Source organism: Lelliottia nimipressuralis (genome assembly GCF_041464075.1).
GTDB lineage: Bacteria > Pseudomonadota > Gammaproteobacteria > Enterobacterales > Enterobacteriaceae > Enterobacter > Enterobacter nimipressuralis.
In genome coordinates this window covers 570,496-592,549 of the sequence record NZ_CP167172.1, presented here as the reverse complement: position 1 = coordinate 592,549, position 22,054 = coordinate 570,496, and the positions used below count along the sequence as shown (strand labels likewise).

The window sequence follows — 22,054 nt, the reverse complement described above, 5'->3', positions numbered from 1 at the left end:
CATCAGAACTTCCAGGACACGCTGCCGACGATACTGCGCTCTGCGCCGAAGTAGCAGTAAGAGAGCGAGTTACAGGCCGCCACGTAGTTTTCGTCCGTCAGGTTGTTCACGTTAAGCTGCGCGCTCAACCCCTTCACACCCAGCTTCGACAGATCGTATCCCACCGCCACATCCACCAGCGTATAGGACGGCAGCGTGTGCGTGTTCTGGCGATCGCTCGTCACACCGTTCACGTAACGCACGCCGGAACCGAGCGTCAGGCCGTCAAATGGACCGGTTTTGACATCGTAGCTCAGCCAGGTGCTGGCCATATTGCGCGGGGCGTAGACGGCGCGTTTACCCTCCTCTTCCGGGCTGCTCTTCTTATAGCGAATGTCCGTGTAGGTATAGGCCGCCTGCACGCGCAGGCTGTCGGTGAGCTGGCCGATAGCTTCCAGCTCCACGCCTTCCGATTCGATCTCCCCGATGGAGCGGTACGGATCTGTCGGCTCCTCTTTGGTGGCGATGTTTTTCTGGTTAATTCGGAACACCGACGCGCTGAACTGGCTGTTCATCCCCTCCGGCTCCACTTTCACGCCCGCTTCCCACTGCTTGCCCTTCATCGGGTCCAGGATCTGGCCGTTCTCATCGGCAAAGCTGGTCGGCGTAAAGGCCGTGGAGTAGCTGATGTACGGCGCAATACCGTTATCGAACAGGTACAGCAGCGCCGCACGGCTGCTGAAGTTGTTCTTATCCAGATCGCTGCGGCTGCTGTTGAGCTTGTCGATATTGGAGACGCTCACCTGGTCGTAACGCCCGCCCAGCGTCAGACGCCAGCGGTCGATGGACATCTGATCCTGCAGGTAGTAGCCCGTCTGGCGCAGCTTGTGCTTCTCTTTGCTGTACATCGTGATGTAATCCGGCTTCGCGCCGTACACCGGGTGGAAGGCATTGATCGGCGGGAAACCGCCGTAGTAGCCGGTGGTATTGTTGCTGCGATCCTGATAATCCAGACCGATCAGCACGCGGTGGTTCACCGCCCAGGTATCGAAGCTGCCGTCCACCTGGTTATCCAGCGTAATCGCGTTCATCTTCTCGTCGGAACCGGAGTAGCCGCGATTCAGATCCGTTTCGTTCAGCCATCCTGCGGCATAGACCTGATTTAGCTCGACTTTGGTATGCAGGTAGCGCAGCTTCTGGCGCACCGACCAGCCGCTATCAAACATATGTTCGATGTTGTAGCCGACCATGTTCTCGCGGCGGTCATATTTGTCGTAATCGTCTTCGCCTTCAAAGAAGGTATTGGAAATCTTCTTGCCGTCGTGGGGAACCACGGTGCCTTCGTACGGCAGGCCAGAGTGGCTCCCGCCTTCCGGATCGCGATGCAGATAGGCCATCAGATCGAGACGCGTATTGTCGGTGATACGCCAGGTGAGGCTCGGCATCAGCGCGTAGCGCTCTTCCTTCAGCGGGCCAAACTGGGAATCGGCGTAGCGGGTCATCCCGCTCAGACGTGCGGCCACGCGGTCGTTATCGTCCAGCGGCCCGGTGACGTCGAACATCGCCCCGCGCTGATCGTTATTCCCGGCGAAGAGTTTGATCTCACCGCCCGCATCAAATGAGGGTTTGCGCGAGGTCAGCGCCACGATACCGCCCGGCGAGGAGCGCCCGTACAGCACGGATGCCGGGCCACGCACCACTTCGATATTTTCCAGGAACCAGGGATCGACGACCAGCGAGCTGTGTGAGTTGGTGTCCCCCATCATCTTCAGACCGTCGAGATAGACGTTATCCAGGCTGCCGTCGGAGAAGCCACGCAGCACGATGTAATCAAAACGGTTCGACGCACCGATCTGGTTGCTGTAGACGCCAGGCGTATAGCTCACCGCCTGGCGCACGCTGGTCGCGCCCTGCTCTTCGAACTGCTCGCGCGTCACGATCGACACCGACTGCGGGGTTTCGATATCCGGCGTTTCGAGTTTGGTGGCGCCACTCTGCATTTGCGAGGTGACAACGACGGTTTCGGTTTTCGGCGTATCCTGCGCCAGCAAAGGGAACGCAGCGCTGCCGGTCACCCATCCCACCAGCAGTGCCAGCCGTGATTTAGCGAACATGAAAGTCTCCAAAGGTATTTCTAATTGTTAATAAGAATTATTACCTTTTTGAGATCGCAAACAGCTATGCGCGACGCCAGGTGACGTATGCGAAATGACAAATCGTATGCGGGAGATTCGCGCGATGGCGAAAAGTGAGTTAGCCGTGTCGGCGCAGATCGCCGGGGGAGATACCGTATCGACGGCGAAACGCAGTGGCGAAATTGGTCGCGTGCTGATAGCCGGACATCCACGCGGCCTGCTGCACGCTGTGCCCTTCCAGCAGATAGCGGCGTGCCAGCTCCAGACGGCAGTCGCGCAGGTAATCAAACACCGTTTTGCCATAGGCGTGGCGGAACTTCGTCCGCAGGCTGCCAGAGCTCATCGCCGCCTGCGTCGCCAGCTGTGCGAGGGTGTACTCCTGTTCCGGCGACTGTTCCAGCATGCGCCGGATGCGTTCCAGGCGGGCATGTTCCCCGCTCGGCGGCAAAGCACTGCGTCCTGTTTGCGGCTGGCACTGGTTCAGACCGTGGCCAAGCAACTGGTACATCAGCCCTTCGAGCAACAGCGTGCGCGCCACGGCGCTCAGCCCCTTCTGCTGCGCATGCTGAATGCCGATCAATACAAATCCAGGCACCGGCCAGACGAACGTTGGCGCATCCAGACGCTGCCATTCCTGGAGCAGCATTTCCAGTAAGCTCTGGCGATCGGCATTATTCGGATAGACGCCAAAGGAGAGGGTTCTCAGAGTGCAGTCTGCGTCGTGACGGGCGCTCATCGCCTGCTGTTCGCTCAGCTGCGAGCTAAAGGCCATCCCCGGCAGCACCTGATATTCCTGGCCGTTCAGCGTCAGCGTGACGCAACCTTCCAGCACCACCAGCATATAAAGCGGGCTGCTGTGGCGGGAGGTGGTTTCGTAGGGCTGGAGCACGCGCACGTCGGAATGCGTCAGGGAAATACCGGAGGAGAGGGTCATCTCTTCGACATCGCCGTGCAGAACGGGGCTGTCCCAGGCGTTATCTGCCAGATGCGGAAAGCGATAATCAATACCGTAGCGCTCGCCGAAGCCAATAAAATCCTCAACGCAGAACAGGCGTTTGGTTGAGCTATCAGGCTGTGCGGCAAGATTCATGATGGCGTTTGCGTGGGCGGATGACACACGAACATTAACACTGCGGCGGCGCAAAGGCTACGCCGCCGCAGGTTCATCGTTCGGATTACTCCTCGAAGTACCAGTAACCCTGGTTAATCAGATCCGTCAGTTCCGCGATAAACGCCGGGTTTTGCAGCGCGTCGCCGAGTTCATCCTGGCCAAACTCGGTGTAACGGCACAGCACATCGGCCGCTTTCGCATCCACCGTTTCGAGCAGTTCGCTGTTGATAAAGAAACTGCCGCCCACGTTCAGCACGCGCAGACCGCTCAGGCGGGAGAGCGTTTCGCCGCCCTGCAAGGCATCCAGCACCTCTTCGGGTTCATAAGCCGGTTCCGCCGCGGCGATATCCAGCTCGTGACGCGGAGTGCTGACAAAGCTGCCGAACCATTTTTTGAAATCTTCTGGCTGGCTGATCATCTCGATCATCATGTTGCGCAGACGATCAAGTTCGTACTGCTCTACGCGGCCAGGGTGTTCGCGACAGGTCAGATCCGGATCGCTGTAGTGCTCGCCGCCCAGATCGTTTTCCAGCGCGTAGTCGGCAAAGCTGCTGATCAGATCACGACCGTTAGGCCCACGGAAGCCCACGGAATAATTCAGCGCGGTTTCGTGGGTAAAGCCGTCGTGCGGGAATCCAGGCGGAATGTAGAGGATATCGCCCGGCTCCAGATCTTCGTCGATAATCGGCTTAAAGGGATCAACGTGCAGCAGCGCCGGATGCGGGCAGAACTGACGCATCGGCAGCTTGTCGCCCACGCGCCAGCGGCGGCTGCCCATCCCCTGAATAATAAACACATCATACTGATCGATGTGCGGGCCAACGCCGCCGCCAGGCACGGAGTAGGAGATCATCAGATCGTCCAGACGCCAGTCTGGCAGCACGCGGAACGGGCGTACCAGCTCAGCGGACGGCATGTGCCAGTGGTTCACCGCCTGCGCCAGCAGCGACCAGCCGTTTTCACCCAGTCCGTCAAAATGCTCGAAAGGACCGTTGCTCGCCTGCCACTCACCGTTGAAATGGCTGACCAGACGGCTGTCGACTTCTGGCTCCATCGCCAGGCCCGCGAGTTCATCAGGCGTGATCGGATCGACAAAATTCGGGAAGGCATTTTTCAGCACAACGGGTTGTTTTTGCCAGTATTTTTCGAGAAATTCCGGCCAGTTGAGATTCAGTTGATACGCCATGGAAAGCACCAGTGAGAAGGGAAACAGGTCCGATTATGAGAGACGAGCCGTGAGGCTGCTTTGTCGTGGGTCAAGTGGCCGCCAAATCCCTCCCCTTCAGCCGTTCGCATGACACACCGTGACAGTTTCAGCCTTTAAGGTTATCGCCCGATCCCTGGCGACTTATATCGTTAATGACTATGAGCGCGCTGTTACGAGGCCTGATATGAGCCATTACACCGAACTTCCTGTTTCAGGAACGGTTAGCACCACGATGGGCGTTTTCACACGCAGGGAAAATCCGTCGGTTTTTTCGCCCGTTGCGAATGCGCTACCTGCCGGGAGTCGCGTGACGGTTCAGGGGGCGGTGGTGGGAGATGCGGTGGAGGGCAATGCGCACTGGTATCGGGTGGGCGAGGATACCTTTATCTGGGCCGGAGCTTGTACACGGCTGGAGCCGTATCCGGAATTTCCGGAGGTCATAAGACCTAACTGGACAGCGATTATTTTACATGAACGTTAGCGCCCGAAACCGGGCGCTAACAGGAACACTTAATCCAGTTTCAGTTCATCATACTGGGTGATGATTTTGCCCACGACGCCGTAATCCAGCGCCTCGGCAGGAGACATCCAGAAGTTACGGTCGGTGTCTTTCTTCACTTTTTCCAGCGGCTGGCCGGTCGCATCGGCGATCAGCTTGTTCACGCGGTCCAGCATGCGAATGATTTCACGCGCTTCGATTTCAATATCCGTTGCCTGACCACGCACGCCGCCCAGCGGCTGATGGATCATGAAACGGGTATTCGGCAGCGCATAACGGTGCTCTTTTTTCGCCGCCAGGAAGATGGTGATCCCGGCGCTCGCCACCCAGCCGGTCCCGATCACGTGCACGTCCGGGCGGATAAACTTGATAAAGTCATGAATGGTATCACCCGCTTCCACATGGCCGCCCTGGCTGTTGATATACAGCTTGATCGGATCGTTGCTCACGCTTTGCAGCAGGATCAGTTGGGTGATCACTTTCTCGGCCAGCGCTTGGTCAATTTCACCGGAGATAATGATCGAGCGAGACTCAAGCAGTTTTTGCTGAAGCGCGCCCGCGCCGTTTTTCCCTTCTGATTTTTCTGTGTTGTCGCGATCTTTCTGTGTGAAGTGCATTGTTATTATCCTCGGCTTTTAGCGCTCAAAGTGAGAGTGTAGCCTGTTTTGCCTGGCAAAGTCGTCAGGCGCACACAATGCGAACATCCTGAGTCGCGAACGCGTTAAGAACGTCCTGGTTCATATTCGCTTCAACCACCAGCACATCGATATCACCGGTTTTGGCGACCACGAAGCGCGCGACGCCGGGGATCTTGTCGGTGGTCAGCGCCACGATGGTCTGATTGCTTTGGGCAATCACCGTTTTCTTGAACTCGCAGTCGGCAAAATCAAAGCCGGTCAGCCCCATTTCTGGGTCCATTGCGCAGCCGCCGATAAAAGCCTGATCGAAGATAATCCCCTGGATCTGGCTGGCCGCCGTCGCCCCAACCGCGCCGCCGGAGGCGCGCTGAATCTGCCCGCCGGTCATGATCACCTCACACAGCGGATGGCGCAGCAGCTCCGCCGCAATTGCCGGCGAATTGGTCACGATAGTCACCTTCAGATCGGCAGGCAACGCTTTCGCCAGGGCCAGATTGGTTGTGCCGGTATCCATAAAAATGCAGCTGCCGTGTTTGATAAAGGTTGCCGCTTTCTGCGCGATCATGTCTTTTTTTGCAGGATTTTTTTGCTCGCGGCTAAGGAAGTTTCCCGCATCCGGCAGCTGAAGCACCGCGCCACCGTAGACCTTTTTGCATAAGCCCTCTTTGCTAAGCTCATGTAAATCACGGCGAATTGTGTGCTCAGACACCTTCATCTGGGTGGCTAACTCCGTGCAGACCACCCGGCCCTTCTCCTGAAGGATCTTGCGGATCAGGTCTTGTCGTTGTTCCGGAAAAGCAGCATAATCGAGCATAAAGAGTCCTGTTAAAATCCAAATCGAGCATCAATGCGCATAATGTTGCATGGCGCTCACCCTGTCAACAATACAGCCTGGAAGGGAGCGTGATGATAAAACGCAGCAAGCCGTCTCACCCGCTTGTGGCTACTCAGCCTTACGACGGATTCTGGTTCCAGCCCGTCAGCCACACTGAGCGATCGCAGCAAAAAGTGCAGCGGGAAGAGTTGCCCGCCCGGTTTCAGGAACATCACCCAACAACGCGCAGCAAACAACGAGGCTTAATATGAAAATTGCACATGTCGCCCTCTGGACCCGCAACCTGTCCGCGCAGGTTCAGTTCTGGGAAACGGTTTTCGAGGGTCGCAGCAACGAGATTTACATCAGCAAAAACCGCCCCGGCTTTGCGTCGCACTTTATTACGCTCACCGACGGCCCGACGATTGAGCTGATGACGGTCCCGGAGCTGGCCGACGCGCCCGCTTACCCGGAATTTGTCGGCTGGGCGCATATCGCCCTCGACGTCGGCAGCAAAGCGAATGTGGATCGTATGGCGGAACAGGCGCGGCAGAACAGTACCCTGCTCAGCGCACCGCGCATGACAGGCGATGGATTTTACGAAGCGGTGATCGCCGATCCCGACGGCAACAGAATTGAGCTGGTGGGGGAGTAATTTCTGCCGTTCCCAGTAAGCTGAAAACGCGTGGCATTCAGAAATACAGGAGAGGGTTCATCCGCTACACTGATGTCCTCTCCCTTACCGAGGATCGCCCTCATGGAACTGACCGCAGTCAGCGCCCTTCACTTCAGCGTGACGGAACTTACTCGCATTCTGGAACGCTGCTTTCAGGACTATTTCGTCCCGTTTTCGCTCACGCCCGAGGCTTTTGCCCTGCGTTTTGCCGCAGAGGGGATGAGCATGGAAGACTCCTGCGTCTGGCTGCAGAACGGTGAGCCGGTAGCAATCGCCATTATCGCCCGACGCGACGCACTGGCCCGTCTCGCGGCGTTTGCTATCGTTCCGCCACTTCGTGGGAAAGGGCTAGCCCGCACGATGCTCGCACCGCTGTTCGCCACGTTGAAAACCAAAGACGTAGCGCGTTTTTATCTGGAAGTGATCGCCGAGAACCACGCCGGGATTGCGCTGTACCGATCGCTGGGTTTTCGCGATTCACAGGCGCTGTACGGCTTTAAAGCTATCACGACGGAGAACCCGCCGGGCGCAGAACTGCACACTACCACGCTGGATACGCTTTACCGTGCGCTCTTTTCTGCGCCACGGGAGACCACGCCCTGGCAGCTCGATCCGCTGGCGCTGCGCTCGTTACCCTGCAAGGTGTTAACCACCGGAGGTGCATGGGCGGCCATCACGATTCACGGCCCTGCGCCGCAGCTGCGCTATCTGTTTGTGGAACCGGTATCGCGGCATAAGGGAGAGGCGCTGCGCCTGTTGCAAACACTGATCGAGCAGTATCCAGCAATCAGCACCCCGGTCGCGGTGCCGGAGCGTTTTGCTCGGCTGTTTTTGGCGGCAGGCTACGCGCAGATGGATATTTCGCAGCGTGAGATGGTTTGCGATCACGCTGGTGAATAAAACTGCATCCCGGCATAGGGCTTTTCCCGACACGCCGCCAGTCGCGCGGCGAGATCGCCCACATGCAGTTCCAGCTTATGCCCGTCTGGATCGAGAAAATAGAACGACGCCCCTTCGCTTTTATTGCTTTTCCAGACGGTGACCCCAGCCTGCTCAAGCCTATGTGAAAACGACTCAAAATCTGCCGGTGCGACGCTGAACGCATAGTGGGTGTAGTCGCTTTCGTTGGGCGGAACAAAGTCGCGGGTCTCGTCAAATGACAGGCACAGCCAGAGATCGCCGCAGGTAAGATACGCGCCGGTGTCCCACTGCGCATGCAGTGACAAACCCAGCAGATCGCGCCAGAACGCCACGCTGGTTTGCAGATTGCTGACGGCCAGCGTGAGGTGGTTGAGTGATTGCAGCATACGCTCCCCTGTTGTGTTTCGCTCAGAACATGATACGGTAATTCGATGAACAGAAAACACCTCCCCGCTTTACATCACACCCAGTGGTGGCTGCCTTCTTAAAGGCGGCCCGGAAGTGTTTTCCTCTTTTCAGATAGCCGCCGAAAGGCGGCTATTGCATTTCAGAGACGTCTTTCGGCTTTTAAAACCTTAAGGAGTCTTTCATGAACCCTAAAACGACTATTCTCACCGGCGACCGTCCTACTGGCCCTCTGCATCTCGGCCACTATGTCGGATCGCTACGCCAGCGTGTTGCGTTGCAGCACGACTATCAACAGTTTGTGCTGGTCGCCGACCTGCAGGGCCTGACGGATAACGGCAGTAACCCGCAAAAAATACGCGACAACATCCCCGAAGTGCTGGCCGATTATCTGGCCGCAGGTATCGACCCCGACCTCACCACCCTCTGCCTGCAATCCGCCCTGCCGGCGCTTGCCGAGCTGACGATGCTGTATATGAACATCGTCACCGTGGCGCGCGTGGAGCGTAATCCGACGGTGAAAAATGAGATCGCGCAGAAAGGGTTTGCCCGCTCGCTGCCCGCCGGTTTCCTGGTGTACCCCATCAGCCAGGCGGCGGACATTACCGCGTTTAAAGCCGAAGTGGTGCCCGTCGGCGATGACCAGTTGCCGATGATCGAACAAACCAACGAAATCGTACACAAGATGAATAGCCTGCTGCCCGCCCCGGTGCTGCGCCACTGCAAAGCGATGCTGAGCGACACCAGCCGCCTGCCGGGCGTCGACGGTAACGCCAAAATGTCGAAATCCCTCGGCAACACGCTGCACCTTTCGGCTAGCGAAGAGACGATTCACCGCGCCGTCAGCGCCATGTATACCGACCCTAACCATTTGAAAGTGAGCGATCCGGGCCAGATTGAGGGCAACGTGGTGTTCACCTGGCTGGATGCGTTTCACGCGGACAAAGCCAAAGTCGCGGCGATGAAAGCCCACTATCAGCAAGGCGGGCTGGGCGATCGGACCTGTAAAAACGAGCTGGAAGCGTGCCTGCAGGAGCTGATCGCGCCAATGCGCGAGCGGCGGGCGACCTACATCCAGGACAAAAGCCAGCTGATGGAGATACTGAAAAAAGGCAGCGAACGCGCCCATGAAGTCACGGAGGCGACCTTAAAAGAGGTAAAACGGGGGCTGGGCGTACCAGTGTTCTGAAAGTGCATTGACGCCTGGCAAGCAGGCGTCAACGTCGGTTAGTTGACTGACACTGGGCGATCAAGACGCTCGTCGCCCTGATTCTCCTGCGTCGTCGCATGACGCCGCTCCGCCAGCAGACGGCAAATCTCAGCGTGTTTCTCTTCGGTAAAGGTGAAGCGCGACATGCAGCCCAGGCGGATCAGCGAGCCAATGGCCGGAAGCAGGCAGATGCCGAAGAACAACCCGGTGAGCACGCCGTCGCTCTGAGTTTGCGCCTGCGGCACATAGCCGATCATCGTCAGGAACACGCCGATTAAGCCCCCTCCCACGGCCACCGACATCTTGCCGGTAAAGGTCTGCCCGGAGAAGGTGATCGCCGCGCAGCGTTTATGGGTGTGGTACTCGGCGTATTCGATGGTATCGGCGATCATCGACGAGGTGAGGATATTGCTCATCATCACGAACAGCGTGCTCAGGCCGAGCAGCAAAAACAGCAGCGCCGTGTGCTGATAGCCCGCGAACCACATTACCGCGCGCACGGCGATATCTAGCCCGCAGAGGATCATAAACAGTTTTCGTTTCTGCATTTTGCGCGTCAGCATTGGCGCAATCAAACACACCACCGCCGCCACGATCCCCATCACGCCAATCGCCATCTGCAGGCTGCCGTCGCCCAGATTGTAGATAAAGAAGTAGATGTAAATCCCGTTGGCGACGTTGTGGAATACGCAGAAAAAGAACGACAGCAGGATGATAAACAGCGGCTTGTTCTGGCGCAGATTGTGGAAGGTGTCTCGCATCGTCACCTTCTCGGTGCTCGGCGGCACGCGCTCTTTAATCTGCATAAACCCGTTCAGCATCAGCGGCAGGCCGAACAGCATCATCACCAGCGCCGCCATAAAATAGCCTTTGTCGTTGCTGTACTGGGCGAAAAACGCCGCCAGTTTCGGGAAGAAAATATTCGCGCAGGCAATACCGGCGTTAACCCCGAGCATGGCCGCCGTCACTGCGCGGGTGCGCTGGCCGGAGTCATTAGTCATCACCGATGACATGGACCAGAACGGGATATCGGAGATAGCGTACAGCGTCCCCCACAGAATGTACGTCACCCCGGCGTAGAGGATTTTGGTGGTCATGTCCGCTTCGATTTTATAGAACGACAGCAGCGTGACGCAGGTAATCAGCAGCGGTGCGATGAGTAAAAAATGCCTGAACTTACCGAAACGACTGTTAATGGTGTCCATAAAACTGGCGAACAGCGGATCGTGAACCGCATCCCAGACGCGGGCAATCAGGAAGATCGAGCTTGCCGCCAGCGCCGAGATCCCCAGCACGTCGGTGTAAAAATAGTTAATAAATGAACCCACTAAACCAAAACTAAAACACTGACCTAAACCATAGCCAAAATAGGACCACAACTCGCGAGACGGTATTTTCATTGTCGTTGCCATAGTGCGTACCTTGTTGTCCGGCGGCGTACCGCCGGATCGTTATTGTTATGCCTGCGGCTGCGGGGCGATTTGGCGGAGCTTGCGCATCAGGGCGATTTCACTGCGCGAGAAGGGGATGCCGTTCTCTTCAAAGACGTCGTGGAACCACAGGCGGCAGTAGTCGGTGGCGCCGGTCATGATCACCGGCCACGGCAGCCAGGTCTGAGTTTTGCCGCGCACCAGGCCCCACTGATAGGGCGCGACCTTCGCGGTGTACATCAGCGGAAGCTGCTCTTCGATGGTGCTGCCGACGTGACGCGCCAGCCATTCGGTGCAAAACAGGGGGCGGCCAAGCTCCTGTAATTGCTGAATAATCGCCGTCATACGCCCGGTATTGGTGTAGGCGTGATAACTCACGACATCCGACAGGCCCAGCGCGGTTTGATCGAGCGGATGCTGGAAGAACGTCTCCCCTGCCTCTTCTGCCGGCACGCGCCATGCGCAGACCGTCAGGGGTTGCTCAGGATCTTCTTCCCGCGCCCACTGGAACGCCAGTTTCATTAATTCATGCGCGTAGGTTTCCAGTTTTTCGTCATAGAGTACTTCCACGGTGCCCGTCGCAAAAATACCGCGGTTGCCCGGTTCGTTATAGAGATCCCAGAGCAGAACGCGCTTATCATCGCGGAACTGGTGGATAACGTCGCGGATATAGCGCTCAATTTGCGGCCAGCAGTCGCGATCGCACACTTTATCGCGCCCTGGGCTTGCCGCCGCCTGGCTGTTGTGTTTGCCCGGCACCGGTGGCTTTTGCGGGCCGAGATACGGCTCGTCACCCGAGAACCCGCAGTCGTCCATCAGCGTCAGCATAGTGCTGAACCCGTTGCGGTCAGCCAGCGTCAAAAAGTGCTCAATGCGCGCCAGTAACCCGTCGCGATCGTGCTCCCAGACGATAAACGGCAGATTTATGCGCAAGGTGTTATAGCCCGCCTCCGCCGCCCAGCCCAGCTCGCGGTCGATGGTTTCGACATCGAACGTCTCCTGCTGCCAGATATCGGTCCAGTTCACCGCTGTCGACGGCAGATAGTTAAACCCGCACAGCCACCCTTTTTGCTGATACCACGCCTGCGCCTGTTCCTTGCTCCATTGCTGTTTCATCGTCGCCTCACTTGCTGATAATATTTAGCTAATAAATATTAGTTGCATTATAAATGAGCAAACAGGCGCGTTCAGAAAAGCGACAGCAATCACAAAGTTCAGGCTTGAGCGCGTAAGAAACGTGATCGACCGCGCTTTCGCCTGACCGATGACAAAGCCGTGAGGTATGATGCTGTTTCTGAAGGGGGAGCGGACGGATGAAGCGGAAAAACAAAATCACAATGAACGATATTGCGCGGGCGGCGGGGGTGTCGCAGGCGACGGTATCGCTGGTGCTTAACCAGTCCCGCAACATCAAACTCAGCGACGAGACGCGCCAGCGGGTGATCGGCGTGGCCGCAGAGCTGGGCTACGATCGCCTGCCCGCCATTCACACGCCGCGCAACCAGGAAGAGGTGGCGCTACTGGTTAGCTCCCTGCAAAGTTACGATCCCTTTATCGACGCCATCAGCCAGGCGCGGGATGCGGCCTGGCGCAACGAGACGCTGCTGACCGTGTACGATTACGGCGACGACGTGGAGCTTGCCTTGAACATCATTCGCCAGCTGGAGAAGCGCAACTGCGTGGGGATTATCCTCGCCTCCCCCGTCACCACGCTGGTGGACATGACCGATTTCCAGGACTGCACGCAGCTCCCGCTTGTGCTTTTGAATCAGCGCGATCCCGGCTCACCGCTGCTGCCGTCGTTCATTCCCGACGACTACGCCAACGCCTTCCAGGTGACGCGTCATCTGATTGCCCAGGGGGCAACACGCATAGCGCACATCACGGGCGAGAGCTGGATGCAAGCCACCCGCCAGCGTCAAGCGGGTTACCAGGCTGCCCTCGAACAGGCCGGGCTGGCGTACGACGAGAGCCTGGTTCGCCCGACCAACTGGCAGTTCAGCGAGTCCTACACGGCCACCGAGTCCCTGCTGCAACTCCCTACCCGCCCGGATGCGATCTTCTGCGCCAGCGACTGGCTGGCGATCGGCTGCTATCAGGCGCTGGCCGTGAACAACGTGCAGATCCCGCAGGACATGCTGCTGGCGGGCTACGATGATCAGAAGATTTCCGAGCAGCTCACCCCGCCGCTGACCAGTATTCAGCTCCCGTACAGCGAACTGGGACGACTGGCGGTGGAGTATTTGTGCAATCAGGAAGATGCGGCGACGCATGTGACGCTGGCGGGGCGGTTGCGGGTGAGGAGATCGAGTGAGCGTAGTTGAATAAAAGCTTTATTCAATAAAGCTCTAATCGTGCTTATTGCGTTTTATATTCCTCTGGGCTTTATCGACGCAAATTATAAAAGGCTGAAAAATCAATTGAGTGAAAAGGTGCCGGTGGCGCCTTTTTTTGTGGGTAGTGAGAAGCACGTAGGTTGATTGAAAAGGGTTTTGCGAGCATCATCGCAATTATTTTTCTTATTTCGTAACGCGATGAGATCCAGTAAAACCCTCGAACAGGCAATTGCCAATATCAATATCTGGCGCAAAGGCGGGGAACGTGCGCCACATAAACCGTTATTGCTCTTGTATGTGCTGGCAAACTAACGTGGACTGCTCCTGTCTGGATCACACTTTTCAACTCAGGATATTCACTTACAAAAACCAGGTGTTATTATTCACCCCGTAAATACCTTTCAACTCAACCCGAGGCTTTGATGCTGGAGAATGTAATCATCCGATAATCAGGTCCCCGACCTTTTCAGGCCGGACTGATTATCAATGCGCCGAAATCGAATGCGGACACCGCTGTGTGTTTGCACGTTTTGCACATGATGATTAAACAGGTTTTCCAGTATGAATTTATCCCGTCAGGAACAACGTACCTTACACGTTCTCGCCAAAGGTGGCCGAATCGCGCACGTCCGCGATGCGTCTGGCCGCGTCACCGCCGTTGAATGCTACACCCGCGAAGGGCTGTTGCTGACCGACTGCACCCTTGCCACCTTCAAAAAACTCAAAACCAAAAAACTGATCAAGTCCGTCAACGGTCAGCCCTACCGCATCAACACCACCGGGCTGAATAACGTTCGCGCGCAGCTTGATAACCGCTAAGGAGAGCATGATGGATATCAGCACCCTTATTTCCTCATCCCGACACATCCAGCTGTCAGCGGAGGAAAGTAGAATCCCCTGGGACGAACCGGCCTTCAGCCAGCGCATGCTGGCGAACCATTTGTCGCAGGACCACGACTGGGCCAGTCGCAGGCAGGAGGTTATTGAGCAGCAGGTCGAATGGATCGCCAGCCAGTTACCCCCTGGCGCACGCATCCTCGATCTCGGCTGCGGCCCCGGCTTTTATACCCACCGCTTAGCAGAGCGCGGATTTCACTGCACCGGCGTGGATTTCTCACCGGCATCCGTGAGCTGGGCCCGTCAGCAGGCGCAGAATGCCGGTTTGAATATCGACTATGTCCAGCAGGATATCCGCGCATACTGGCCGGATAAATCTTTCGATTTCATCATGATGACGTTCGGGGAACTGAATGTTTTCAGCGCGGCGGATGCGCGCTCACTCGTCAGCCGCTGCGCGCTGTGGCTGGAGCCGGGTGGCAGGCTGCTCACTGAAGTCCATACTTTCGACGAAGTTAAACGTCAGGGAATGGCTGAACCGAGCTGGCAACGCTGTCCGGACGGGTTGTTTCTTGGCGTCCCTCACCTGCTGCTGACGGAACATGGCTGGGATGAAGAAGCACAGACCAGCTCAACACAGTTCTGGGCCATAGAGGCAAACGGTCACACCACCCGTTTCGGCAGCCAGATGACCGCCTGGCGCGATGATGAGTACGTCAGCCTGCTCGGTAATGTCGGTTTTACCCTGCTTCCTCCTCCTGAAAGCCACGACTGGCCAGTCAGTGAGACATTTGAAGGAAAGCTGTTTGCTCTACTGGCTGAAAAAGCAAAAACCTCAGAGCAACTTCCTCTTAATACTCAACGCAATAAAAGGAATTCCACATTGGATATCCCACGTATTTTTACCATCAGTGAAAGTGAACACCGTATCCACAACCCGTTCACCGAAGAGAAGTACGCCACGCTGGGCCGTGTGCTGCGTATGAAACCGGGGACAAAAATCCTTGATCTTGGCAGTGGCTCGGGCGAGATGCTCTGCACCTGGGCCCGGGATCACGCCATTACCGGCGTCGGTATCGACATGAGCCAGTTATTCAGCGAGCAGGCCAGACGCCGCGCGGAAGAACTCGGCCTCAGCAGTCGGGTTCATTTCATACATAACGACGCCGCCGGATATGTGGCAGAAGAGAAATGCGATGTGGCCGCCTGCGTTGGCGCGACATGGATTGCCGGTGGGTTTGCCGGGACTGTCGAACTGCTGGCGCAAAGCCTGAAACCGGGCGGGATCATGCTTATCGGCGAACCTTACTGGCGTCAGCTTCCGGCAACGGACGAGATAGCCCAGGCCTGCGGCGTCGGCTCGACAAGCGATTTCCTGACGCTGCCAGGGCTTGTCAGCGCGTTCGACGACCTCGGCTATGACGTGGTGGAAATGGTACTGGCAGACCAGGAAGGCTGGGACCGTTATGAAGCCGCGAAATGGCTGACCATGCGCCGCTGGCTGGAGGCCAATCCTGACGACGACTTCGCCGCCGAAGTCAGGGCCGAGCTAAACATCTCGCCGAAACGCCACGTAACGTACGCGCGGGAATACTTTGGCTGGGGCGTGTTCGCTCTTATCGCCAGGTAACAACAGGTTCCCGGTATTTCTGACTGGAGATACCGGGAGCTTCGCCTTTGCTTTGATCGGATGCATCACCTGCACAATACATATTCAGTATATTTATTGATCAGGACGTCACCATAAGGAGCATCATATGTCACAACATGAACAGTTCTGTCAGGCTTGCGGAATGCCGATGTCGGCACCCGATGCACGCAGTGCCAGTGATAAATATTGCGCGTACTGCAGCGACAGCAACGGCAATCTTAAACCCTGGGAAGAAGCGGTATCAGGCTTAGCCAGCTTCCTTGATTCCTGGCAAAAAGTCGGCCCGGAAGAAGCACAGAAGCGGGCAAAAAGTTATCTGACGGCAATGCCCGCCTGGGCTCATAAAGCGAACGAGTGATTTGAGCTGATTATCTACACTCCCCCTGAATCCATTAAGGAGAGCCAGTGTTTTCTTACCTTATGCTTGGAACCAACGACCTGCCACGCGCCATTACATTCTACGATCCGCTGATGGAGTTGCTGGGATATCCCCGTGGCGGCAGGAATGAGAACGTCGCATGGTGGGGCGTATTCAACGGTAATAACACGACGGCACTGGGTATCGGCAGACCTTTTGATAAACAGGATGCCACGACCGGAAATGGTGTGATGGTCGCCCTGATTGCGCGCTCTGCCGAACACATCCAGCAGCTTCACGCGCTCGCTTTAAATCACGGCGGCACGGACGAGGGAGCACCTGGCCTACAGCCGCAATACGGCGAAGGGTTCTACAGCGCTTACGTCAGAGACCCCGATGGCAACAAGCTGGCTTTCGTGTATTACACCGCACAATCCTGAGAACGATAAATCGGGGGCCTCAGGGCCCCTACCTGCCGCTCATATATCCTTTATAAAACCCGCTCCAGACCAAACAGCTGCGCATTCTAAAGGTCGTTCTCACATTCAAAAACACAGTCGCCATTTTGCCTGAATTCATGAGCCTGCCGGTAATATAAGTCACGGAACCGCATTTCATATCGATCGGTGCCAACGATCAATATCGAAAAACTGATCTATCAAAACGATTATCTTTCATGCGCCCTGCCTGGTTATCCTTGTCTTAACTTACTCGCAGAAAAGCCTTTTATTACGGTTAGTTATCTAGCCGAGGCTTGCTACGCCCATTTTCCATGTATCCCAAATTACGAGGTCGCAAAGACGCGGAAAGATGAAGAGATGCGCACGTTGCAACAAAAAAAGAAGTGTCCTTGAGCGATTGCTCTCACTCGATAAAGAATTCTGCGACGAGTGCTTGTTTGATATCGATTAGGAAATCAGGGAAAGACGGATTATACCAATCAGACGCCTCAAAGATGACAACGAAGGGAGATCATAGCTCAATATGAAAAATAGAATCGATTTCAGCGTCATTATCCCTGCTTACAACGCCGCTGAGACCATTATAAGTCTGGTTAATAAAATCCTCAGCGAAACCCACGTAGCTATTGAACTTATCGTTGTCGACGACGGTTCTACCGATGGTACCGGCAACATTATCCGTCAAATCCACGATGAGCGGCTCATTCTCATTGAGCAGGCCAATCAAGGTGTCTATGCTGCCCGAAATACTGCTCTAGCCTTGCACCAGGGAGAGTGGGTTATATTCCTTGATGCGGACGACGATATAGCAGATGGGTTCATTGAAAAAAGATGGCAAGCAGCTAGTGCGTCGCAGACCGACGTAATGATCTTCAATGGCTGGCATTTTGATGCTGACCACCACCATCGAAGAGCAGTCCATCGAAAGCAGCCATATGGGGCGACCCTGTCAGGCCATGAGTGGATTAGACATTGCGTTACACGCCGTGAATGGCCACATTACCTGTGGTTGCAGATGGTCAAGTCAGCCTATATCAGACAACACTTACTGCACTTCCAGTCCGGTAAGAGCCATAAAGACATTATCTGGACGGTTCATCTTGCAGCGAGAAATGGCCGGTTCTGCGTATTGGATGTTAAGGACTATATCTATAACAGCAATAGGACCTCTATCACGCACCGACCGGATTACTACGATGTTCGTGCAATAAGCTATGTTGAAGTGATCGCCGAAATCATCCAGCTAGCGGGACAGGAACAAAACAAAAAAATAAAGGTATTTTTTTACAGACATGCGCTGGTGGAGGCTCGTCACTTTTTGGGGTTATATCGGAAAAAGGTTATGGATAATTCCAACGTTAAAACCAGTTTCAACAAAAATATATCCTTTATCAGTTTATTCCAAGGTATTAGCAGCCTCAGTGACATATTTTTCTTTATCAAGCTAATGCGTAAAATTTTTTAGCGTGCATAAAATAATGCTCTGTTGGCACCGTCTAACCTTCTTAGGTGCAAGACAATTGTAGTCCTACCGCTACAAAATATTGCCGTATGTCATCACCAGGTAACATCTCTAAAGCAATGTTACCTGGTGGTGTCTCGAAAGTTAACCTGGAAAACGATACTTGATAATTACAACTGACGTTGTTCCAGGCTGGAATATATCGTTTTAATTTCGCTTTTTAAACTTTCGCCACGGTATACCATCGACGTATCGTATCGTTGATACTTCTCATCGCGCGTAGCGCTAAACCAGTTAAAGGAACCGACGCAGAGCAGTCCCTCATCACCAATCACAATCTTACTGTGAACACGGTTAACCAGCTTCGTTGTGATGCCCATTTCATTCAACCTTTCCACTGCTTCATTTAGCCGCTGATGTTTCTCTTTGCGCTTTTCAAAATCTGCATGCTCTGTATTAAACGTTTTATCCGTTACTACAGTGATATCAATACCACGGGCGCGCGCCTGTAACATTGACGCCAGAAAACCTGTCTGTTCCAGCTTTTGCCAGGTGAGCCACGGGGAAACGATAGTAATACTCTGATTAGTTGCATCAAAAGTTTGATTCAGAAACGCATCATGTTGCTCCACCCCGTGTAGGGTTGAAATCTGCGTTTGTGAGGTACTTAAATCCTGACGCTCCTGAAACTCAAACTGCAATGCATTATCAGTGGAAGCAAACAGGTATTTCGCCAGCAATCCCCGAGGTGACGATCCGGGTTGGATCTCAAACAGATCCATATCACCAAAGACCAGGAAGCTGTCTTTAGCTCGTGAAACGGCGACGTTCAGCATGCTACTGTCGCTGTCAATAAAACTGCCATCTTCATGCTTCGAATATACAGGAGAGAAAAGCACAATCGCCCTTTCCGCCCCCTGCAATGAATGGACAGTACCGACTGTCAGCGAATTTTCATCGCCACTACAATTAATATCCAGCTTACGTAATGACGATTTAATCGTACTGACTTGTGCCGAAAATGGGGTAACAACCCCCACTACTTTATGTAGAGGTTCGCCATAATGGTGCTCGATTTCCTCTTTGTGCGCCGCAAGCCACGCAGCCATCGTCTCAGCTTCAAAGGCGTTATAACGGCTTCCCCCATTGGCCTGCATACCTTTACCATAAATATGCAAATATCCCATTGCTGGAAATATTGTCTCTTTTTCTTCCCCTCGTTTGGGCTGCAACTTACCGTGATAGCAGAGGGTGTTACAGTAGCCAATGATGTTATTGAAGCAGCGACGATGTTCGTACAGATACATCCCCCTCGCAAAGTCCGGATCATATTGATAGCGCGAATTAAACTGAGCGACCTTCATGACACTGCCAGATGCAGCACTCTTTCCTGAGTCACACACCAGGGCATAAGATTCGGTAAGTTCCTCTTGAGTACCACCAGGAAGGATGTTCTCCTCAACCATGTTGCCGATATCAATACCGGGCAAGCTATTCCAGATAGGCGCAATCTGTTCTGTGTCACCAATCACCAGGGCTTTCTTCGCCAGTGCGAAAGAGGCTGCCGCAACCTCAGGCAACACCTGCCCCGCTTCATCGACAATTAGCAAATCGGCAAAGTTATATAAATAACCATCATCAAACTTCTTGCCGCCAACATGCTCCCTGATGAGCATATGGTGAGGAAGCATAAAGCAGGTCATCACGACACAAGGGGTGAGCTTCATTCTACGCTGCCAGCGGGCTTTAATGGCCTTCGCCCCTTTGAGACCTTTTTCTTTTTGAAGGTTATCGATAGCAGACATATCCATCAGCCACCGGCCTTCCCAGTAATGCGTCGCCAGCAAAAACGCCGGGAAACGGAGCTGTGTATCAGCAAGCTCATCGGCTTCGTGCAGGCTCAACTCTGTTTCGCCCGGATTTCCCAGTGAGTGAGTAATATCGTGCCAGCGTATAGCTGCTTCACTTTCACGTCGGGAAATGTCCTCAGCAAGATCAATTTGCTGTTGATACCCGGCCTGCTCTTTATGAGTTTGTTCAATCAATCCATCGATAAAGGCATCAATTCCATCAGGCTGAGATCCCTGGAATGCTGTCATTCTTTCGCCAAACGTATCCTCCAAAAACAGCTTCATTTGATAGTGACGCTTAGTACGAACGGCGGGAAGCCAGGAGAAGAGAGCGAACATGATCGATTCACCGGCTCGATATTGTTCCCACTGTTTTTTGCCCTGTGTTAATAGCGAGATTTCATTTGTACTATTGAGCAGTAACGTTCTCTTATCCTGAATATACTGCTCGAGATCGTCACTGATGGCATGCCTCTCCTGACGGATTGCGTTCAGGTCATCCCACGCAGGCTCGATTTGCTCAAGCTCTGCAGAGAGTTCAACCAAACGCTGATGCACGAGCTCCACAACCAGTTCAGGTGAATGACATTCCTCATTCGGAAAAGCTGCCCTTGCCTTTTCAAGGAAGAAACACCGAGCATCTTCAACATATTCTAGGGATTCAACACGGTTAAAAAAGTCTTCCGTCTGGTATTTTTTTACCGCCTCGGCTCTTCGTCCCGAAGACGGGAAGTAAGCGCCAAAGCTTTTTACATCAGGTAACCAACGCCCGGCCATAGACCCAGTGCCGGTAGCAAAATCTTTACCGAAGGCCTCGATAATGTTGGTAACGGCCTGATTGTTGGTTGATGTCGCAATCACCACTGGCGGTTCGGTTTTGTTTACAGCCGCTCTCGCCCACTCAGTAGCTATGATTGAGAGAACCAGAGTAGTTTTCCCGGTTCCCGGAGGACCGTTCACGGCAAGAATATCGCCCGGCTGTTGAGTGAGATAATGGCTAAGGGCATCGCGCTGCGCCACAGCCAGCGGAAATTTATCACCGGAATGCCCCAGACGCTCACTGAACATGGCATTGCTAGCAAGGAGCGGTTCAACAGGAGACTTCTCTTTCGAGGCAAAGCGCGCCAGTAATGGCACTTCTTTTTTGCACGACAGCAAATGATCGTACATAGGCAGGATATGGATGCTGGCCCCTCCAGACTGATTGGCTTTAATGATGTAGCCATATCCAGCTGGTTCATATTGCTCAGGTGATGCGAGCCATTCGCCAGCAACATGTTTTAAAAGTTCATCTGAATCTTTAAGGTACTTTTGCCACAACTGCTGATAACGAGCATATCGTTCCGCTCGTTTTTCGTCAGTCTCCTCATGCAGTTCATCTTCATTACCGGGACTAAAAGTGATCGAATCATGCGTGGTTTTGTATTTGTCATATTCCGCCATTTCACCAATAGAAAAGGTACCTTTAGGGAGTGGTTCGAGCAGGTCACGGGGAATGGTGGCAGGCGATGTGGGGAATAAAAAGCCTTCGCGGTTCAACAGTGCGGAAGTCACCATAGGCGTAACTATACCTGGTGCGCCTGCCGTACGTTCCTTGCCATGCTTTAACAGGCGGATCCATACTTGTGGCCGTAGTAGTACCTCAACGGTCTTAACCTGCCCGTCTTCGCCCTCGAAGAAAGATTGCACGATCTCTTCACCCAACCTTCCCTGTTCAACGTTCATCCATTGCGTGAATGAATCTTCATCTTTGCGCTCAAATGCCCCTTTTCCAGACTCGGCATCAGCTAAGGTATTACGCCAGTATGAAGTGAATCCTTGAGTATTGCTGTCCATTCCCCGTCCCGTGACTTAAATAAAACTATTGATTTCGTTGATATAAAACCCTCATGGTTAAACATTGTCCACGATGCGGACACGATCGCAAGAATATGTTTGTGTAGGGAAAGATACCGGAACAGGTTAACCCTCCTATTTTTGTGACCGCACTCGTACTGTGAACGTATATTGAGCTGACCATAGTCATAGCATCTATCCTGCATGCCGATTACAATCATTACTTGATTTTTGCGAG

Annotated in this window: 19 protein-coding genes and 1 pseudogene; 11 read left to right on the top strand and 9 right to left on the bottom strand. The window is 54.4% G+C overall.

Translation table 11 applies throughout. From position 1 onward, the window contains the following. Positions 1-2: 2 nt before the first annotated feature. The 3 genes from foxA to ACB496_RS02785 all read right to left on the bottom strand — a co-directional run bounded on the left by foxA (position 3) and on the right by ACB496_RS02785 (position 4,411). Positions 3-2,111 (bottom strand): ferrioxamine B receptor FoxA, encoded by a 2,109-nt coding sequence (foxA, locus tag ACB496_RS02795; RefSeq protein WP_371975207.1) that lies wholly within the window; start codon positions 2,109-2,111, stop codon positions 3-5. Positions 2,112-2,232: 121 nt separating this feature from the next. Continuing rightward, positions 2,233-3,204: an AraC family transcriptional regulator gene (locus ACB496_RS02790; protein WP_371974293.1), complete on the bottom strand. Its 972-nt coding sequence runs from the start codon at positions 3,202-3,204 to the stop codon at positions 2,233-2,235. Between the two features lie 85 nt (positions 3,205-3,289). Next, a complete protein-coding gene (locus ACB496_RS02785; protein WP_371974292.1) occupies positions 3,290-4,411 on the bottom strand; it encodes a JmjC domain-containing protein in 1,122 nt (373 codons plus the stop codon). Positions 4,412-4,616: 205 nt separating this feature from the next. Here ACB496_RS02785 and ACB496_RS02780 point away from each other — a divergent pair, with 205 nt between their 5' ends. Then, on the top strand, positions 4,617-4,913 hold the full coding sequence (locus tag ACB496_RS02780; protein ID WP_129035776.1) for an SH3 domain-containing protein: 297 nt from the start codon (positions 4,617-4,619) through the stop codon (positions 4,911-4,913). A gap of 29 nt (positions 4,914-4,942) precedes the next feature. Here the strand turns inward: ACB496_RS02780 and ACB496_RS02775 are convergent, their stop codons facing one another. Together ACB496_RS02775 and ACB496_RS02770 are read right to left on the bottom strand one after the other, a co-directional pair. Continuing rightward, on the bottom strand, positions 4,943-5,548 hold the full coding sequence (locus ACB496_RS02775) for an ATP-dependent Clp protease proteolytic subunit (protein ID WP_102104512.1): 606 nt from the start codon (positions 5,546-5,548) through the stop codon (positions 4,943-4,945). 64 nt (positions 5,549-5,612) lie between these two features. Continuing rightward, the gene (locus tag ACB496_RS02770; protein ID WP_149044991.1) at positions 5,613-6,383 is read right to left on the bottom strand and encodes a DeoR/GlpR family DNA-binding transcription regulator; all 771 of its coding nucleotides are present in this window, start codon (positions 6,381-6,383) and stop codon (positions 5,613-5,615) included. Between the two features lie 268 nt (positions 6,384-6,651). On the opposite strand from ACB496_RS02770, the gene ACB496_RS02765 reads away from it, so the two are divergent. Both ACB496_RS02765 and ACB496_RS02760 read left to right on the top strand, forming a co-directional pair. Next, the gene (locus ACB496_RS02765) at positions 6,652-7,038 is read left to right on the top strand and encodes a VOC family protein (protein WP_371974291.1); all 387 of its coding nucleotides are present in this window, start codon (positions 6,652-6,654) and stop codon (positions 7,036-7,038) included. 102 nt (positions 7,039-7,140) lie between these two features. After that, positions 7,141-7,959 carry a GNAT family N-acetyltransferase gene (locus ACB496_RS02760; RefSeq protein WP_371974290.1) on the top strand — a complete coding sequence of 273 codons (819 nt, stop codon included), beginning with the start codon at positions 7,141-7,143 and terminating at the stop codon, positions 7,957-7,959. Here ACB496_RS02760 and ACB496_RS02755 read toward each other — a convergent pair. Further along, positions 7,944-8,366 carry a FosA family fosfomycin resistance glutathione transferase gene (locus ACB496_RS02755; RefSeq protein WP_371974289.1) on the bottom strand — a complete coding sequence of 141 codons (423 nt, stop codon included), beginning with the start codon at positions 8,364-8,366 and terminating at the stop codon, positions 7,944-7,946. The genes ACB496_RS02760 and ACB496_RS02755 overlap by 16 nt on opposite strands. Before the next feature lie 203 nt (positions 8,367-8,569). Here ACB496_RS02755 and trpS point away from each other — a divergent pair, with 203 nt between their 5' ends. After that, complete coding sequence (gene trpS, locus ACB496_RS02750) at positions 8,570-9,574, top strand: tryptophan--tRNA ligase (protein ID WP_371974288.1); 1,005 nt, start codon at positions 8,570-8,572, stop codon at positions 9,572-9,574. Positions 9,575-9,612: 38 nt separating this feature from the next. Here trpS and ACB496_RS02745 read toward each other — a convergent pair whose 3' ends face one another. Together ACB496_RS02745 and ACB496_RS02740 are read right to left on the bottom strand one after the other, a co-directional pair. Then, the gene (locus ACB496_RS02745) at positions 9,613-11,007 is read right to left on the bottom strand and encodes an MFS transporter (protein WP_371974287.1); all 1,395 of its coding nucleotides are present in this window, start codon (positions 11,005-11,007) and stop codon (positions 9,613-9,615) included. A 45-nt stretch (positions 11,008-11,052) separates the two neighbouring features. Then, entirely contained in the window at positions 11,053-12,141 is a 1,089-nt protein-coding gene (locus ACB496_RS02740; protein WP_371974286.1) for a cellulase family glycosylhydrolase, read from the bottom strand. Between the two features lie 197 nt (positions 12,142-12,338). Here ACB496_RS02740 and ACB496_RS02735 point away from each other — a divergent pair, with 197 nt between their 5' ends. The 7 genes and pseudogenes from ACB496_RS02735 to ACB496_RS02705 all read left to right on the top strand — a co-directional run bounded on the left by ACB496_RS02735 (position 12,339) and on the right by ACB496_RS02705 (position 18,133). Beyond that, positions 12,339-13,349 carry a LacI family DNA-binding transcriptional regulator gene (locus tag ACB496_RS02735; protein ID WP_371974285.1) on the top strand — a complete coding sequence of 337 codons (1,011 nt, stop codon included), beginning with the start codon at positions 12,339-12,341 and terminating at the stop codon, positions 13,347-13,349. A 210-nt stretch (positions 13,350-13,559) separates the two neighbouring features. Continuing rightward, a pseudogene (locus ACB496_RS02730) lies at positions 13,560-13,670 on the top strand (restriction endonuclease); the annotation flags it as partial. 252 nt (positions 13,671-13,922) lie between these two features. Further along, positions 13,923-14,180, top strand: coding sequence for a YjhX family toxin (locus ACB496_RS02725; protein ID WP_004131894.1), 258 nt, complete (start codon positions 13,923-13,925; stop codon positions 14,178-14,180). A 7-nt stretch (positions 14,181-14,187) separates the two neighbouring features. Then, positions 14,188-15,828 (top strand): methyltransferase domain-containing protein, encoded by a 1,641-nt coding sequence (locus ACB496_RS02720; RefSeq protein WP_371974284.1) that lies wholly within the window; start codon positions 14,188-14,190, stop codon positions 15,826-15,828. Between the two features lie 169 nt (positions 15,829-15,997). Further along, positions 15,998-16,207 (top strand): zinc ribbon domain-containing protein, encoded by a 210-nt coding sequence (locus ACB496_RS02715; RefSeq protein WP_371975206.1) that lies wholly within the window; start codon positions 15,998-16,000, stop codon positions 16,205-16,207. Between the two features lie 47 nt (positions 16,208-16,254). Continuing rightward, entirely contained in the window at positions 16,255-16,647 is a 393-nt protein-coding gene (locus ACB496_RS02710) for a VOC family protein (RefSeq protein WP_371974283.1), read from the top strand. Between the two features lie 544 nt (positions 16,648-17,191). Next, a complete protein-coding gene (locus tag ACB496_RS02705) occupies positions 17,192-18,133 on the top strand; it encodes a glycosyltransferase (RefSeq protein ID WP_371974282.1) in 942 nt (313 codons plus the stop codon). A gap of 167 nt (positions 18,134-18,300) precedes the next feature. On the opposite strand, the gene ACB496_RS02700 is transcribed toward ACB496_RS02705, so the two are convergent. Next, complete coding sequence (locus tag ACB496_RS02700; protein ID WP_371974281.1) at positions 18,301-21,816, bottom strand: AAA domain-containing protein; 3,516 nt, start codon at positions 21,814-21,816, stop codon at positions 18,301-18,303. Positions 21,817-22,054: the final 238 nt, after the last annotated feature.

Excerpts from the sequence above, each read along its gene's own strand:
- ACB496_RS02790 (WP_371974293.1), bottom strand. The coding sequence starts at position 3,204 with ATGAATCTTGCCGCACAGCCTGATAGCTCAACCAAACGCCTGTTCTGC.
- ACB496_RS02785 (WP_371974292.1), bottom strand. The coding sequence starts at position 4,411 with ATGGCGTATCAACTGAATCTCAACTGGCCGGAATTTCTCGAAAAATAC.
- ACB496_RS02780 (WP_129035776.1), top strand. The coding sequence starts at position 4,617 with ATGAGCCATTACACCGAACTTCCTGTTTCAGGAACGGTTAGCACCACG.
- ACB496_RS02775 (WP_102104512.1), bottom strand. The coding sequence starts at position 5,548 with ATGCACTTCACACAGAAAGATCGCGACAACACAGAAAAATCAGAAGGG.
- ACB496_RS02770 (WP_149044991.1), bottom strand. The coding sequence starts at position 6,383 with ATGCTCGATTATGCTGCTTTTCCGGAACAACGACAAGACCTGATCCGC.
- ACB496_RS02765 (WP_371974291.1), top strand. The coding sequence starts at position 6,652 with ATGAAAATTGCACATGTCGCCCTCTGGACCCGCAACCTGTCCGCGCAG.
- ACB496_RS02760 (WP_371974290.1), top strand. The coding sequence starts at position 7,141 with ATGGAACTGACCGCAGTCAGCGCCCTTCACTTCAGCGTGACGGAACTT.
- ACB496_RS02755 (WP_371974289.1), bottom strand. The coding sequence starts at position 8,366 with ATGCTGCAATCACTCAACCACCTCACGCTGGCCGTCAGCAATCTGCAA.
- trpS (WP_371974288.1), top strand. The coding sequence starts at position 8,570 with ATGAACCCTAAAACGACTATTCTCACCGGCGACCGTCCTACTGGCCCT.
- ACB496_RS02745 (WP_371974287.1), bottom strand. The coding sequence starts at position 11,007 with ATGGCAACGACAATGAAAATACCGTCTCGCGAGTTGTGGTCCTATTTT.
- ACB496_RS02740 (WP_371974286.1), bottom strand. The coding sequence starts at position 12,141 with ATGAAACAGCAATGGAGCAAGGAACAGGCGCAGGCGTGGTATCAGCAA.
- ACB496_RS02735 (WP_371974285.1), top strand. The coding sequence starts at position 12,339 with ATGAAGCGGAAAAACAAAATCACAATGAACGATATTGCGCGGGCGGCG.
- ACB496_RS02725 (WP_004131894.1), top strand. The coding sequence starts at position 13,923 with ATGAATTTATCCCGTCAGGAACAACGTACCTTACACGTTCTCGCCAAA.
- ACB496_RS02720 (WP_371974284.1), top strand. The coding sequence starts at position 14,188 with ATGATGGATATCAGCACCCTTATTTCCTCATCCCGACACATCCAGCTG.
- ACB496_RS02715 (WP_371975206.1), top strand. The coding sequence starts at position 15,998 with ATGTCGGCACCCGATGCACGCAGTGCCAGTGATAAATATTGCGCGTAC.
- ACB496_RS02705 (WP_371974282.1), top strand. The coding sequence starts at position 17,192 with ATGAAAAATAGAATCGATTTCAGCGTCATTATCCCTGCTTACAACGCC.
- ACB496_RS02700 (WP_371974281.1), bottom strand. The coding sequence starts at position 21,816 with ATGGACAGCAATACTCAAGGATTCACTTCATACTGGCGTAATACCTTA.